This is a genomic window from Streptomyces sp. NBC_00597, from assembly GCF_041431095.1.
In the GTDB taxonomy this organism is placed as follows: Bacteria; Actinomycetota; Actinomycetes; order Streptomycetales; family Streptomycetaceae; genus Streptomyces.
The window spans coordinates 921,636-936,379 of sequence record NZ_CP107757.1; the positions used below are offsets into that span (position 1 = coordinate 921,636).

Below are 14,744 nucleotides of genomic sequence, written 5' to 3' on the forward strand. Positions count from 1 at the left end.
CCAGATGGCCATGCCACTGCGACAGTCCATCAGGGTCGGGACGTATCTTCTCGAACAGAAGCTCCGCAAGCGTGAGAAGTTCCCGCTGATCGTCGAGCTGGAACCGCTCTACGCCTGCAATCTGGCCTGTGAGGGGTGCGGGAAGATCCAGCACCCGGCAGGCGTGCTCAAGCAGCGCATGCCGGTCGCCCAGGCCGTCGGCGCCGTCCTGGAATCCGGCGCGCCGATGGTGTCCATCGCGGGCGGCGAGCCGCTGATGCACCCGCAGATCGACGAGATCGTCCGGCAGTTGGTGGCCCGGCGGAAGTACGTGTTCCTCTGCACGAACGCGATGCTGCTGCGCAAGAAGATCGAGAAGTTCACCCCGTCGCCGTACTTCGCCTTCGCCGTGCACATCGACGGGCTGCGCGAACGCCACGACGAGTCGGTCGCCAAGGAAGGCGTCTTCGACGAGGCGGTGGCCGCCATCAAGGAGGCGAAGAGGCGCGGTTTCCGGGTCACCACCAACTCCACCTTCTTCAACACCGACACCCCGCAGACGATCATCGAGGTGCTCAACTACCTCAACGACGACCTCAAGGTCGACGAAATGATGATCTCGCCCGCCTACGCCTACGAAAAGGCACCCGACCAGGAGCACTTCCTCGGAGTCGAGCAGACCAGGGAACTCTTCAAGAAGGCCTTCGCGGGCGGAAACCGGCGTCGCTGGCGGCTCAACCACTCGCCGCTCTTCCTCGATTTCCTGGAAGGCAAGGTGGATTTCCCCTGCACCGCCTGGGCCATTCCGAATTACTCCCTCTTCGGCTGGCAGCGCCCCTGCTATCTGATGAGCGACGGCTACGTACCGACGTACCGGGAGCTGATCGAGGACACCGACTGGAGCAAGTACGGCCGCGGAAAGGACCCGCGCTGCGCGAACTGCATGGCGCACTGCGGCTACGAGCCGACCGCCGTCCTCGCCACCATGGGCTCCCTCAAGGAATCCCTGCGCGCGGCCCGGGAGACCATCGGCGGCAACCGGGACGCGTCGGCATGACGTCCGCGTCGGGAGGGGGCGGGGGAGCCGACCGGGGCAGCGGGTTCGACCTAGGCGCCCTGCTGGCCGAGCGCGGCGCGGAGCGGTACGAGCTGCACGCGCGGCACCTCAACCACCAGCTGCCCCGGATGCTGCACACGATCGGCTTCGACAAGGTCTACGTACGGGCCGAAGGCGCGCACTTCTGGGACGCCGAGGGCAACGACTACCTGGACATGCTGGCCGGTTTCGGCGTGATGGGCCTGGGGCGGCACCACCCGGTGGTCCGGCGTGCCCTGCACGACGTCCTGGACGCGCAGCTCGCCGATCTGACCCGCTTCGACTGCCAGCCGCTGCCCGGGCTGCTCGCGGAGAAACTGCTCTCGTACAGCCCGCACCTGGACCGGGTCTTCTTCGGCAACAGCGGCACCGAGGCCGTGGAGACCGCCCTGAAGTTCGCCCGGTACGCCACCGGGCGGCCCAGGATCCTCTACTGCGACCACGCCTTCCACGGCCTGACCACGGGCTCCCTGTCCGTGAACGGGGAGGGCGGCTTCCGGGACGGCTTCGCGCCGCTGCTGCCCGATACGAAGGTCGCCCTCGGGGACCTGGCCGGCCTGGAGCGGGAACTGCGGCGGGGCGACGTCGCGGCGTTCGTCGTCGAGCCGATCCAGGGCAAGGGCGTGCTGGCGGCCCCGCCCGGCTTCCTGCGCGCGGCGCAGGAGCTGCTGCACCGGCACAAGGCGCTACTGATCGCGGACGAGGTGCAGACGGGCCTCGGCCGGACCGGCGATTTCTATGCGTACCAGCATGAGCCGGGCGTGGAACCGGACCTGGTCTGCGTGGCCAAGGCGCTGTCGGGCGGCTACGTGCCGGTCGGTGCGACCCTCGGCAAGGACTGGATCTTCAAGAAGGTCTACTCGTCCATGGACCGGGTGCTGGTGCACTCCGCGAGCTTCGGATCCAATGCGCAGGCGATGGCGGCCGGGCTGGCGGTGCTCTCCGTCATGGAGGACGAGTCGGTGGTCGCGAACGCGCGCGCGACGGGCGACTTGCTGCGCGGCCGGCTCGCCGCCCTCGTGGACGAGTACGAACTGCTCCACGAGGTGCGGGGGCGGGGCCTGATGATCGGTATCGAGTTCGGGCGGCCGTCCTCGCTGGGGCTGCGCAGCCGGTGGACCGTGCTCCAGGCGGCCCGCAAGGGGCTTTTCGCGCAGATGGTCGTGGTGCCGCTGCTACAGAAGCACCGGATCTTGACCCAGGTGTCGGGGGACCATCTGGAGGTCATCAAGCTGATCCCGCCGCTGATCGTGGACGAGGCGGACGTCGACCGGTTCGTCACGGCCTTCCGCGAGGTCATGGACGAGGCGCACGGCGGGGGCTCGCTGATGTGGGACTTCGGCAGGACGCTGGTGAAGCAGGCCGTCGGCGGCGGCTGACGGCCTGCTCCGCAGGACGCGACCTAGCTGTATTGCCCCGGGAGGTTGTGGACGGGTGATGGAGGTCTCGGCTGAGGTCTCTTGAACGGGTGAGGGCCTTCCGGGTTCGGTGTGGATTGCGACATCTCCACCGAACGACAGAAGGCCCTCATGCCCCACCGTAATGCACCTCTGACCGAGACCGGACGGCTGCGTCTGGCCCGCTGCGTGGTCGAGGACGGCTGGCCGTATCGGCGTGCCGCCGAGCGTTTCCAAGTCTCACCGACGACCGCCCAGCGGTGGGCCGACCGCTACCGCGCGCACGGTGAAGCCGGCATGGGTGACCGGTCCTCGCGCCCGCGCCACAGCCCGCGCCGGACACCGTCCCGCACCGAACGCCGGATCATCAAGATCCGCCTCCTTCGCAGGTGGGGACCGGCCCGCATCGCACATCTCCTGGGACTGGTGCCCTCGACCGTCCACCGCGTCCTGACCCGCTACCACCTGGCCCGCCTGTCCCACCTGGACCGGGCCACCGGCCGCGTCATACGCCGCTACGAACGCGACAAGCCCGGTGAACTGGTCCACGTCGACATCAAGAAGCTCGGCAACATCCCCGACGGCGGCGGCCACAAGGCCCTCGGCCGCCCGGCGGGCCGCAAAAAGAAGTCCGGCGCCGGCTACAGCTACATCCACACTGCCGTCGACGACCACTCCCGCCTCGCCTACAGCGAGATCCTGGCCGACGAGAAGAAGGAAACCGCCACCGCCTTCTGGACCCGGGCCCAGGCCTACTTCACCGCCTGCGGGATCACCGTCGAACGCGTCCTGACCGACAACGGCTCCTGCTACAAGTCCCACGCCTGGCGCGACCTGCTGGCGGCGGCCGGGATCACCCACAAGCGAACCCGGCCCTACCGCCCGCAGACCAACGGCAAGGTCGAACGCCTCAACCGCACCCTCCTGGACGAGTGGGCCTACGCACGCCCCTACCAGTCAGAAGCCGAACGCCGGGCAGCGTTCCCGCAGTGGCTGCACACCTACAATCACCACCGCGGACACACCGCGCTCGCAGGCAAACCACCCGCCAGCCGCGTCCCCAACCTCACAGGGCAATACACCTAGCGGTCGAGCAGCCGGTCCCGGAGTCGGTCGAGGGTCTCGGGCGCGAGCCCGAGGCCTTCGGCGAGGTACCGGTCGACCCCGCCCCAGTGGCCGTCGATGGTCTCGAACGCCGCCGTCAGGTACTCGGCGCGGGCGTCGAAGAGCGGCGCGAGCAGCTCCATCACCTCGGGCGCGCGGGCTTCGGGCGCGTCGCTGCCGCGGCGCACCCGGTAGCGGCGGTGCGGGGCGTTGGACTCCAGGTAGTCCGCCACGATCGCCTCGCGCTCGACGCCCAGCGCGAGCAGGGTGACGGCGATCGACAGGCCGGCCCGGTCCTTTCCGGCCGCACAGTGCATGAGCGCCGGAACGCTGTCCTCGGCGAGGGCGTGGACGACCCGGCCGTGCTCGGCGGTGCGGTGCTCGACCATCGAACGGTACGAGTTGGCCATCCGGGCGGCGGCCTTTCCGTCGCCGAGCAGTCCGCGGAGCTGCCCGACGCCACCGTCGCGGACCATCTTCCAGAATTCCTTGCCGTCGGCCGGATCCGACAGCGGAATGTTGACGTTCCGGACGCCGGGGAGCTCGACGTCGAGCCCTTCCAGGGCGTGGTCGGCGCCGTTGCGGAAGTCGAAGATGGTGTGCAGGCCGAGCGAAGCGAGGAATTCTGCATCGGTTTCGGTGGCATGCGCCAGATGTCCGCTACGGAATAGTTTTCCCGGCTTGACCCGTCGTCCGTCGGTGGTCGGCAGGCCGCCCACATCGCGGAAGTTGCGCACTCCGGCCAGCTCCGGCTCCGGTACGGGCTCGGTCCGCGGGGGCTGGGGTATCTGCTGGGTCACGGGAACTCCTCCGCGTCGTCGTGGGGTGTCCGAATTGCACTAGTTGGGGCCAACTTGCCATAACCGGAGGCGAGATCGGGCGCAGCCCCGTGAGCCAGATCATACGGTGACCGTGAGTGCCTGATCACCAAAGCCGAAAGGCCCGGCCGGGGCGGTTGTTGACGGCGAGGAATGGACGGAGGGTGACCGGAATTCCGTCGGGCCCCTCACCCTGTTAATGCGTCAGGAAATTCGCGGCTTGTTCCGTGTGGCCGAACTCGATTACCTTCGCGATCGATCCGGATGGACCGCCGAATCCTGCCGCCGTCCGGATACCGCACCCGACTATTCACGCGCGCGGCAGGAGCGGGGGAACCAGGTAAGCCGCTGTTTCCGATCTTCGTATCGGCGCAGCTAGGGGTGAAGCCGTACATGTTCCGCTCATGTGCGGCCGGACATCTCCAGTCCCAACCCGACAGCTCACCTCGCAGGCGACGGAGAGGAATTCGCCATGCCTGCAAAGGGTAAGCACCGCCGTCCCAAGTCCCGTTCCGTGGCACGCGGTTTCGCCGTCGCGGGCACTGGCGGTGCGGCCCTCGCGCTGCCGCTGCTGGGTGCCGCCGGCGCCCACGCGGCCGGTGCCCCTGCCGCCGCACCCGCCACGGCCCCGGTGCAGGCCCCGCAGGCTCCCGCGGCGCTCCGGGCCGCGCCGGCCGCCGCCGTGCAGGCCGCGCCGGCCGTCTACACCGTCGTGCCGGGCGACTACCTTTCCAAGATCGCCCAGGACCGCCACCTCACGGGCGGCTGGCAGCAGCTGTACGCCGACAACCGCGAGGCCGTCGGCGCCGACCCGTCGCTGATCCGCCCCGGGCTGAAGCTGACCCTCGGTGCGAAGGGCGAGGCGGCTCCGGTCGAGAAGCCCGCCCGGACCCCGGCGGAGCGGTCCTCGGCCAAGCAGTCCTCGGACGCGGCCCCCGCCCCCGCCGCGGCGGCCGCGGCCGCCCCCGCCGCTGCTCCCGCGCCCGCCGAGAAGAACACCGCCGCCAAGTCCGCCGCCGGCACGGTCAGTGCCGCCGGGTTCGTCGCACCCGTCGGCAGCACCGGGATCTCCACCCAGTACAAGACCCCCGGCGCCATGTGGTCCAGCGGCTACCACACCGGTGTCGACTTCATCGCGAGCTCCGGCACCACCGTCCGCGCCGTCGGCGCCGGCACCGTGGTCTCCGCCGGCTGGGGCGGCGCGTACGGCAACGAGGTCGTCATCCGGCACGCGGACGGCAAGTACTCGCAGTACGGCCACCTGTCCCAGCTGTCCGTCTCGGTCGGCCAGAGCGTCACGGCCGGCCAGACGATCGGCCTGTCCGGCTCCACCGGCAACTCCACCGGCCCGCACCTGCACTTCGAGATCCGCACCGGGCCGTCCTACGGCTCGGACATCGACCCGCTGGCCTACCTCCGCTCCAAGGGCGTGAGCATCTGACGGCTCGCGCCGTCGGAAGGCAGCTGGACGCGTGAGGCCGGGACCCGAGGGGGGTCCCGGCCTCACGCGCTGTTATTCCGTACCGAACGGGTGGTAAAGATCACGGTCCGTCAACCCCTTCCTACGGTGGCGTAGGTCACGTGTCGGGGTGAAGGATGTGGTCTCGTGGCAGCGACGAAGACGACACTCAAGACCATCGGCTCGTACGCGGCGATCGGGGACAGCTTCACCGAGGGTGTGGGGGACCCGGGGCCCGGGGAGACCTTTCTCGGCTGGGCGGACCGGCTGGCCGTACTCCTGGCCGATCAGCGCGAAGAACACGATTTCCGGTACGCGAACCTGGCCGTGCGGGGGCGCCTCCTCGACCAGATCGTGGCCGAACAGGTCCCCCGGGCCAAGGAGCTCGCACCGGACCTGGTGAGCTTCTGTGCGGGCGGCAACGACATCATCCGACCCGGCAGCGACCCGGACGACGTGGCGGAGCGGTTCGAGGCGGCCGTCGCCGACCTCACCGGGGCCGTCGGCCAGGTCATGATCACTACGGGCTTCGACACCCGCGGCGTACCGGTCCTCAAACACCTCCGGGGCAAGGTGGCGACGTACAGCGCGCACGTGCGCGCCATCGCCGACCGCTACGACTGCCCGGTGCTCGACCTCTGGTCGCTGAAGTCCGTACAGGACCGGCGCGCCTGGGACTTCGACCGGCTGCACCTCTCGCCGGAGGGGCACACCCGGGTCGCGCTGCGCGCCGCCCAGGTGCTGGGGCTGGAGGTGCCGGCCGACCCCGACCAGCCGTGGCCCCCGCAACAGCCGCGCGGCTCGGTGGACGTGACCCGGGACAACATCCAGTGGGCGCGGGAGCACCTGGTGCCGTGGATCGGACGGCGGCTGCGCGGGGAGTCCTCCGGGGACCACGTGGAGGCGAAGCGTCCGGACCTGCTGCCGCTGTAGCCCGGCGGGTGACGGTCGCGGCAGAGCCCGGGGGAAGAGGCCGGGGGGAGACCGGGGCGGGCTGCAAGAGGGGGAGGGGACGGGAGCCGGAAGGCGGGGTGCGAGGCCGGGGGCGCGCGGCGGAATCCTTCGGCGCCGGTGCGCGTTGGGATGGTGATAGACCGGTGTCACGTACGCACGGCATCACGACCATCCGCCCCACCCTCCCAGGAGGCGCTTTGACCGGCTCCCGTCCCCTGCGTCCACGGTTGCGCGCCCTGCGGCCCGAAGCCTTTGGCGCGGACCCCTCCGGCGCGCGCCTGGAGCGGATCCTCCGCTCGCCGAACTTCGCCGACGGCGTGTTCCAGAACCCCGTCGGGGCCCGGACCAGGCCCTCCGGCTCCATGCTGGAGTTCGCCAAGATCTACTTCCACAAGGAGCAGCGGATCAGGCGCAACCCGGGCGCTCCGATCCCGGTCTACCCGACGACGCTCGCCGAGCTGACGAAGCCACCGGTCAGCGGGCTGCGCCTGACCTGGATGGGGCACTCCGGCGTACTCGCGGAGATCGACGGGCGGCGGGTGCTGTTCGACCCCGTGTGGGGTGAGCGCTGCTCGCCCTTCCCGTTCGCCGGACCCAAGCGGCTGCATCCCGTCCCCGTACCGCTGGCCTCGCTGGGGCCGGTCGACGCCGTGGTGATCTCGCACGACCACTACGACCACCTCGACCTGCCGACCATCAAGCAGCTGGCCGGCACGGACACGGTCTTCGCGGTACCGCTCGGCGTCGGCGCCCACCTGGAGCGCTGGGGCGTCCCGCCGGACCGATTGCGCGAGCTCGATTGGAACGAGGGCACCAAGATCGCGGGGCTCTCGCTGACGGCGACCCCGGCGCGGCACTTCTGCGGGCGCGGCCTGCGCAACACGCAGAACACCCTGTGGGCCTCGTGGGTCGTCGCGGGCGACGAGCACCGGATCTTCCACAGCGGTGACACCGGCTACTTCCCCGGCTTCGGGGAGATCGGCGCCGAGCACGGCCCCTTCGACGCCACGATGATCCAGGTCGGCGCGTACTCGGAGTACTGGCCCGACATCCACATGACCCCGGAGGAGGGCATGCGCGCCCACCTCGACCTCCAGGGCGGCATCCCGCACGGCACGATGCTGCCGATCCACTGGGGCACCTTCAACCTGGCCCCGCACCCGTGGGACGAGCCCGGCGAAGGCACCGTGGCCGCCGCCGAGGCCACCGGGGCGGCGATCGCGCTGCCGATCCCGGGCCAGCCGTTCGAGCCGGGCGCCGCCGACGCTCCCAGCGAGCCGTGGTGGCGCCCGTTCGTGGCGTCGGCCCCGCCCGCACCCGCGACCGGCACCCTCCCCGTCGCGGCCTCGCGGCCTCCGGCCGTGGCGCACGAGGAACCGGAGGCCGTCGGCTCGTAGGCGCCGCTCCGGGGCATCCACAGGCCGGGGGTCGTGCGTCGCACAGGCCACTGCGAACGCACGCCCCCGGCGGATTCGGGCTGTCGTACGAGCGCTCCGCCGGGAGCGGGAAGCACCCCCGTGAAGTTCCCCAACTGGCTGTTAGGGGAGGGATCGTGCGGTCTAGCGTGGGTATTTGGTGATCAACACCGGGCCCCGGAACCCCTGGGGGCCCGGGCCCCACGTAGAGGACGCCGATGTCCGGACTCCGCGCCGCCCGCCACGCCCCGTCGAGACACGCCGTCACCGGTCCCGGCCGGCAGATACACCCCCAGCTGGTCCGCGCCGCCATGCTGCCCACCCTCGCGGCGGCACTCAGCGGAGCCGCCGCGGTGATCTTCACGCTCCAGCTCGGCGGGGGCGCGGGGCAGCGGGACGCCCGGCTGTGGCCGGTCCTGGCCGGCTGCGCGCTGCTCGTCGTCGGCGCACTGGCCGCGGCCCTGCTCGGCGCCCAGCGCTCCGCCAAGGCCGTCCGGGACCGCTGCGAAGCCCTGCGCCGCTCCAGCGTGCGCGGACGCCAGGAGCTGCGGACCGCCGCCGAGCGGCTGGAACGCGGCGAGCCGCCGGTCCGCCCGGTCCGCGGGGGTCCGACGGCGCCGCCGCCCGGCAGCGACCAGGCCCGCGTGGACGAGTTCTGGCTGCTCTCCCAGGAGCTGCGCGGCGCCCGCGAACACGCGCACACCACCCTCGTACGGCTGGCCGGACCGGCCGCGCCGTCCGACAGCGACCGCAAGGTCGAGGTCTTCGTCAACCTCGCGCGCCGGCTCCAGTCCCTCGTGCACCGCGAGATTTCGCTGCTCGACGAGCTGGAGGACACGGTCGAGGACCCCGACCTCCTCAAGGAGCTCTTCCACGTCGACCACCTCGCCACCCGGATCCGCCGCCACGCCGAGAACCTGGCCGTACTCGGCGGCGCCGCCTCCCGGCGCCAGTGGACCCGGCCCATCGATCTGAGCGAGGTACTGCGCTCCGCCGTCGCGGAGGTCGAGCAGTACACCCGGGTCAAGGTGGTGCCCCCGGCCGGCGGCACCGTTCGCGGCCACGCCGTCGCCGACGTGGTGCACCTGCTGGCCGAACTGGTCGAGAACGCCACGGTGTTCTCCGCGCCCGACACCGACGTGGTGCTGCGCGCCGAGCGGGTCACCGCGGGCATCGCCGTCGAAGTGGAGGACCGCGGGCTGGGCATGCCGGCAGCCGAGCAGCACCGGATGAACGCCCTGCTCGTCGACCCCGACCAGATCAGCGTCCGGCACCTGCTGGCGGACGGCCGGATCGGCCTGTTCGTGGTCTCGGCGCTGGCCCGCCGCCACGGGATCGCCGTCGAGCTCAAGTCCAACATCTACGGCGGCGTGCTCGCGGTCCTCGTCCTGCCCCAGGAACTGCTGGGGGCGGAGGCGCCCGGCGCCGCCGACGCGCTCGGCGGCTCCCGGGCCACCTCGTGGGGGACGGGGGAGGCCGGCGCGGGCATGCCCCCGCTGGAGCCCGTACGGGTGGCAGTACCGCACCCGCGACCGGAGCCGCACGCGCGACCGGAGCCGCAGCCGCGACCGGAACCGCTGCGACGACCGGAACCGGAGCCTCGGCCGGGGCCGCGACCCGAACCGGAGCCGGCGGCCGCACGGCCGCCGGCCGCCCCGACCTGGGCGGCGCAGCCCGTACCCCGAGCGGAGACGCGGCCGGGGCCGCGGGCCGTGCGGCAGGCGCCCGACCCCCGGGAGCCGGGACGGGCGCCGGCCGTCGAGACGACCCTGGACCTGGGCCTGGGCCTGGACCTCGGGCTGGACGTCACCCCGGGCGCGGGCCCGGTCGCGGGCCGGGGCACGGCGTCGGCGATGCCCCCGGCCCTGCGGCCGGCCCCCGATTCGGCCGTGCGGGAACCCGCCCTCCCGGTCCCCGTGCACCCGGTGGTTTCCGTACCGGCCGCCCGGACCGATCCGGACCGGCCGCCCCTGCCCCGCCGCCGGGCCCAGCAGCACGTCGCGCCGCAACTGCGGGACGTCCCCGCCCCGCGGCGGGACGACGCACCCGAGCGACCCGTGCACGATCCGGGCCTGATGGCCGCCTTCCAACGGGGCTTCGGCCTCGCCCAGTCGGAGAACCAGCCATGACCCCGACCACTCACCTCGGCAAGGAGCGCACCACCATGGGCGGCGAAGCGGCGACGAAGACCAGTCGGCTCTCGGATCTCGACTGGCTGCTCAGCGGCCTGGTCCAGCGGGTCCCCTACACGCGCAGCGCGGTCCTCCTCACCGCCGACGGCCTCGTCACGTGCGTCCACGGCCTCGACGGCGACAGCGCCGACCACCTCGCGGCGCTGGCGTCCGGACTGTACTCGCTCGGACGCAGCGCCGGATCCCGGTTCGGGGACGGCGCGCAGGTCCGGCAGGTCGTGGTCGAGCTCGACACCGCCCTCGTGTTCGTGTCGGCCGCCGGGGCGGGCACCTGCCTGGCGGTCCTCGCCGACCGGGAGGCCGACGCGGGCGTACTCGGCTACGAGATGGCGATGCTGGTCAAGAGCGTCCGACCGTACCTGGCGGCCCCGCCGCGGCGGCCCGCCAGCGACCCGGAGTGATGCGCGCCCGCGCCGCGTACGCCATGGGAACACCGCGCGACACGCCCTGGCTCGACGACTCAGCGGGCCGGGTGATGCGCCCGTACACGGCCAGCGGCGGGCGGACCCGGTCGGCCGTCGCACTCGACCTCCTGTCCCTGGTGACCGCGACGGGCGTGCGCCCGCGCGGGCCCCTCGGCGCCGAGCACACCCTGGCGCTGCGCCTGTGCGCGGGCTCCGCGGCCGTCACCGTCGCGGAGGTGGCCGGGCAGCTGCGGCTGCCGGCGGTGGTCGTCAAGGTGTTGCTGTCCGACCTGATGGAACACGGGGCCGTCACGGCGCAGGCGCCGCGGTTCCCGAGCGGCGAATACGTCGCCTCCGACGACCACAACCTGCTCCGGGCGGTGCTCGATGGCCTACGCCGACGACTGTGACACCCGCCCCGCCGCCGTTCTGCCCGCGACATTGAAGATCCTGGTCGCGGGCGGGTTCGGGGCGGGCAAGACGACCTTCGTGGGCGCGGTGAGCGAGATCGAGCCGCTGTGCACGGAGGAACTGCTCAGCGGACTCAGCGAGGGCCCCGACCCGCTCGACGGCGTCGAGGCGAAGACGGCCACGACCGTCGCACTCGACTTCGGCCGGATCACCCTGGACGAGCGGCACGTCCTGTACCTCTTCGGCACGCCGGGGCAGCAGCGCTTCTGGTTCCTGTGGGAGGAGCTGTGCACGGGCGCGCTCGGCGCGGTGGTGCTCGCCGACACCCGCCGGCTCGCCGACTGCTTCCCGGCCGTCGACTTCTTCGAGCGGCGCGGCATCGGCTTCATCGTCGCCGTCAACGAGTTCGACGAAGGCCACCGCTACACGGCCGGCGAGGTACGGGAGGCGGTGGGACTCGGGCCCGACGTGCCCGTCGTACGGTGCGACGCACGGCTGACCAGCTCCGGGACCGGGACCCTCGCCGCGCTCGTCCACCACCTGCTCTTCACGGCGGCAACGGACAAGTCGGCGAAGTCGGCGCACTCAGCGCATTCAGTGAAGTCTTGGGACGGGGATGGGGGGACACCGCGATGACGTACTACGAGTCGACCGGACACCTGCTGCTCACACCGGTGGACCGGGAGGCGCCCGCGCGCGCCGTCCGGCTGCGCGAACTGGGCCTGGGAGAACGGACGGACACGGAGCTCGACGCCTTCGCCCGGCGGATCGCCGACGTACTGGCCGCCCCGTACGCGGGGGTCAACTTCATCGGTGAGGAACGGCAGTTCTTCGCCGGACTGCACCACGCGCCGGACGCCCCGGCGAGCGGCTACCCGGCGCGGGTGCTGCCCCGGGACCACGGCTACTGCCCGCACGTGGTGGTGCGGCGGCGGGGGCTGGTACTGGAGGACGTACGGGACTTCGCGCGCTTCGCCGGCAATGCGGTGGTGGACGAGAGCGGGGTCCGGTCGTACGTGGGTGCGCCGCTGACCGACCGGACGGGGATCGTCCTGGGCACCGTGTGCGCGGTGGACCAGGAGCCGCGGCGGTGGGGGATGCAGGGGCTGGCCAGGGCCAAGTCCCTGGCGGCGGAGCTGCTGGAGATCATCCATGCCCGGGAGGACGGCCTGCGCGCGGGCTGACGGGGCTGCCCGGGGGCGGCTGTCAGTGCCGGGCGCTACGGTCGACGACGAGCCCGAAGCCCGGAGCCCGACCGGTGGCCGGAGAGGAGTCGCGGGATGGCCGTGACCGCCGAGGACGTCCGTACGACCGCGCTGTCGCTCCCCGACAGCACCGAGAAGCTCGCCTGGGGCATGCCCACGTTCCGGGTGGGCGGGAAGATGTTCGCCGCGCTCGGCGAGGACGACGCCTCGATCGGGGTGAAGTGCCCGAAGGAGGACCGCGCGGAACTCATCGCGGCCGAGCCGGAGAAGTTCTTCATCCGGGACGGCCACGACGACAACTACGCGTGGCTCCGGGTCCGCCTGGCAGCTCTGGAGGGCGCGGCCGAGCTGCGCGCGATCCTGATCGACTCCTGGCTGCAGGCGGCCCCTCGACGCCTGGCCGCGGCCCACCCGGAACTGGCCGGGCCGTGAAGGGGCGCCCCGTCCTCAGCGGAGGAAGTCGCTGATCCGCCCGCGGAGGGAATGCGGGTCCAGGCCGTGCGCGGCGGTGTGCTCCTCCATCGTGCCGTAGCGGCGTAGCTCGGCGCGGCCGACGCCGAGGCCGAGGACCCGGTGGGGGACGTCCGCGAGGGCCTCGGCCGCCGCCGTGGTGGAGGTCCCGGCCAGGTACGGCTCGACGAGGACGACGTCGGTCGTGCCGCGACCGACGGCCTCGCGCAGGGCCGCGTCGTCGAAGGGCCGCACGGTCGTGGCGTACAGCACGGTCACGTCCAGTCCCTCCGTCGCGGCGAGGACGTTGTCCAGCAGCGGTCCGACGGCGACGACGACCCCGGCGCCGGGGCCGCCCTCCCGGACGGTCCGCGTGCGCAGCCCGTCCACCGGGCGCGGGGCGGCGTTCGACTGCTGCGACAGCCGGACGTACACCTTGTCGTCCCCGGCGGCGTAGGCGTGGCGCAGCAGCGCCTCGGCCTCGTCCGGATGCCCGGGCACGTGGACCGTCCAGCCGTCGAGGGTGTCGATCAGGGCCACGTCGCCGGGTGCCATGTGCGTGAACCCGCCGGCCGGCCAGTCGTAGCTGGCGGCGGCACTGACCAGGACCCCACCCGTGCCCTGGTGCCCGAAGTCCAGCTTGACCTGCTCGAACGGCCGCTCCACCAGGAAGCTGGCGAAGGTGTGCACGATCGGCCGCAGCCCGGTGAGGGCCAGCCCGCCGCCGACCCCGACGAGCAGCTGCTCCCTGATGCCGACGTTGACCACCCGGTCCGGGTGGCGCTGCCGTGCGGGCCGGAACCCGTCCATGGTGATCTCGGCGAGCACCAGGGCCAGCCGCGGGTCATCGTCGAGCTCGCGCGACGTGACCGAGATGAAGCGTTCCCGCATGGTGTCCACGGACTCCCCCTGCCTCTCCTACTGCTTCTTCTACTGCTTCTTCTCGACACGGGCGACGACGGCGTGCGGCCGGCCCGGATGCGGCGCGGTGAAGGCGGCGTGCAGCGCCGCGTGGTCCCGGCCGTCCACGGTCACCGCCGACCAGCCGGCCGCCTCGAAGCGGGAGGCGATCCCGCCCTGCCAGCCGTGGGTCGCGGAGTCGTTGTCGATCACCACCGTGTGCAGCCGCTCCAGCCCGGCCGACCCGGCGTACGCCAGGGCCTCGTGGTTGCTGCCCTCGTCGAGTTCGGCGTCCCCGATCAGCACCCACACCGCCGGATCGTCCAGCCCCTGCGCCCGCAGCCCGAGCGCACTGCCGACGGCGAGCGGCAGCCCGTGCCCGAGGGAGCCGCTGCCGATCTCCACTCCGGGGATCAGGGTGCGGTCCGGGTGGTGCCCGAGGGGGGACTCGTACGAGCCGAAGCCGCTCAGCCAGTCCACCGGGAAGAAGCCCTTGGCGGCGAGTACGGCGTAGTACGCCATCGGCCCGTGCCCCTTGGAGAGCAGGAACCGGTCCCGCCCGGCTTCCTCGGCCGTGGCCGGTCCCACCCGCAGCACCCGGTCGTAGAGCACCCACAGCACGTCGAGGGTGGAGGTCGATGCGGGTCCGTGCTTCTCGGCGCCGGTCATGAGCGCCATGAGCCGGCTCAGATCCTCGTAGCGGAACCGTGGGTCCGCGGTTGCCTGTGTCATGCACCGATCGTGCAACCTCAAGTCAACTTGAGGTCAAGCGCCCCCGGAGGGACCGACACCGGCCCGGAAGGTGCGCGCGACCACCCCGCGAAGTGCGGTATCGTTCTCGTGCGCGTTCAACCAGGGGAAACCCCAGGTCAGCGGGCATCGGGACGTGGCGCAGCTTGGTAGCGCACTTGACTGGGGGTCAAGGGGTCGCAGGTTCAAATCCTGTCGTCCCGACTTTGC

General features: G+C 72.1%; 15 protein-coding genes, 1 tRNA gene and 1 riboswitch. Of the genes, 13 read left to right on the forward strand and 3 right to left on the reverse strand.

The genetic code is table 11. From position 1 onward, the window contains the following. Window positions 1-4: 4 nt before the first annotated feature. The 3 genes from hpnH (at window position 5) to OG974_RS03870 (ending at window position 3,558) form a co-directional block, all read left to right on the forward strand. Window positions 5-1,036, forward strand: coding sequence for an adenosyl-hopene transferase HpnH (hpnH, locus tag OG974_RS03860; RefSeq protein WP_327279539.1), 1,032 nt, complete (start codon window positions 5-7; stop codon window positions 1,034-1,036). Continuing rightward, the gene (locus OG974_RS03865) at window positions 1,033-2,454 is read left to right on the forward strand and encodes an aspartate aminotransferase family protein (protein WP_327279540.1); all 1,422 of its coding nucleotides are present in this window, start codon (window positions 1,033-1,035) and stop codon (window positions 2,452-2,454) included. Before hpnH ends, OG974_RS03865 begins: the two co-directional genes overlap by 4 nt. A gap of 150 nt (window positions 2,455-2,604) precedes the next feature. Continuing rightward, window positions 2,605-3,558 (forward strand): IS481 family transposase, encoded by a 954-nt coding sequence (locus OG974_RS03870; RefSeq protein ID WP_327279541.1) that lies wholly within the window; start codon window positions 2,605-2,607, stop codon window positions 3,556-3,558. Here OG974_RS03870 and OG974_RS03875 read toward each other — a convergent pair. Next, complete coding sequence (locus tag OG974_RS03875; RefSeq protein WP_327279542.1) at window positions 3,555-4,376, reverse strand: tyrosine-protein phosphatase; 822 nt, start codon at window positions 4,374-4,376, stop codon at window positions 3,555-3,557. The genes OG974_RS03870 and OG974_RS03875 overlap by 4 nt on opposite strands. A 278-nt stretch (window positions 4,377-4,654) precedes the next feature. Further along, a riboswitch (cyclic di-AMP (ydaO/yuaA leader) is annotated at window positions 4,655-4,862 on the forward strand. A 4-nt stretch (window positions 4,863-4,866) separates the two neighbouring features. Between OG974_RS03875 and OG974_RS03880 the strand changes: the two genes are divergently transcribed. The 9 genes from OG974_RS03880 (at window position 4,867) to OG974_RS03920 (ending at window position 12,866) form a co-directional block, all read left to right on the forward strand. Continuing rightward, on the forward strand, window positions 4,867-5,835 hold the full coding sequence (locus OG974_RS03880) for a LysM peptidoglycan-binding domain-containing M23 family metallopeptidase (RefSeq protein ID WP_371645394.1): 969 nt from the start codon (window positions 4,867-4,869) through the stop codon (window positions 5,833-5,835). A 165-nt stretch (window positions 5,836-6,000) separates the two neighbouring features. Beyond that, window positions 6,001-6,786: an SGNH/GDSL hydrolase family protein gene (locus tag OG974_RS03885; RefSeq protein WP_327279544.1), complete on the forward strand. Its 786-nt coding sequence runs from the start codon at window positions 6,001-6,003 to the stop codon at window positions 6,784-6,786. 218 nt (window positions 6,787-7,004) lie between these two features. Continuing rightward, complete coding sequence (locus OG974_RS03890; protein ID WP_327279545.1) at window positions 7,005-8,204, forward strand: MBL fold metallo-hydrolase; 1,200 nt, start codon at window positions 7,005-7,007, stop codon at window positions 8,202-8,204. A 236-nt stretch (window positions 8,205-8,440) separates the two neighbouring features. Next, window positions 8,441-10,351 carry an ATP-binding protein gene (locus OG974_RS03895; RefSeq protein ID WP_327279546.1) on the forward strand — a complete coding sequence of 637 codons (1,911 nt, stop codon included), beginning with the start codon at window positions 8,441-8,443 and terminating at the stop codon, window positions 10,349-10,351. A 35-nt stretch (window positions 10,352-10,386) separates the two neighbouring features. After that, entirely contained in the window at window positions 10,387-10,815 is a 429-nt protein-coding gene (locus tag OG974_RS03900; RefSeq protein WP_327285858.1) for a roadblock/LC7 domain-containing protein, read from the forward strand. Between the two features lie 23 nt (window positions 10,816-10,838). Next, on the forward strand, window positions 10,839-11,228 hold the full coding sequence (locus OG974_RS03905; RefSeq protein ID WP_327285859.1) for a DUF742 domain-containing protein: 390 nt from the start codon (window positions 10,839-10,841) through the stop codon (window positions 11,226-11,228). Beyond that, window positions 11,206-11,865 carry an ATP/GTP-binding protein gene (locus OG974_RS03910; RefSeq protein WP_327279547.1) on the forward strand — a complete coding sequence of 220 codons (660 nt, stop codon included), beginning with the start codon at window positions 11,206-11,208 and terminating at the stop codon, window positions 11,863-11,865. The genes OG974_RS03905 and OG974_RS03910 overlap by 23 nt, the downstream gene beginning before the upstream one ends. Beyond that, on the forward strand, window positions 11,862-12,413 hold the full coding sequence (locus OG974_RS03915) for a GAF domain-containing protein (protein ID WP_327279548.1): 552 nt from the start codon (window positions 11,862-11,864) through the stop codon (window positions 12,411-12,413). Before OG974_RS03910 ends, OG974_RS03915 begins: the two co-directional genes overlap by 4 nt. Window positions 12,414-12,509: 96 nt before the next feature. Next, window positions 12,510-12,866, forward strand: a complete 357-nt coding sequence (locus tag OG974_RS03920; RefSeq protein ID WP_327279549.1) for an MmcQ/YjbR family DNA-binding protein — start codon at window positions 12,510-12,512, stop codon at window positions 12,864-12,866. A 15-nt stretch (window positions 12,867-12,881) separates the two neighbouring features. Here OG974_RS03920 and OG974_RS03925 read toward each other — a convergent pair whose 3' ends face one another. Then, window positions 12,882-13,784, reverse strand: coding sequence for a transketolase (locus OG974_RS03925; RefSeq protein WP_327279550.1), 903 nt, complete (start codon window positions 13,782-13,784; stop codon window positions 12,882-12,884). Window positions 13,785-13,814: 30 nt separating this feature from the next. Beyond that, window positions 13,815-14,516, reverse strand: coding sequence for a transketolase (locus tag OG974_RS03930; RefSeq protein WP_327279551.1), 702 nt, complete (start codon window positions 14,514-14,516; stop codon window positions 13,815-13,817). A gap of 148 nt (window positions 14,517-14,664) precedes the next feature. Between OG974_RS03930 and OG974_RS03935 the strand changes: the two genes are divergently transcribed. Continuing rightward, window positions 14,665-14,738: transfer RNA gene (locus OG974_RS03935), tRNA-Pro, on the forward strand. Window positions 14,739-14,744 lie beyond the last annotated feature (6 nt).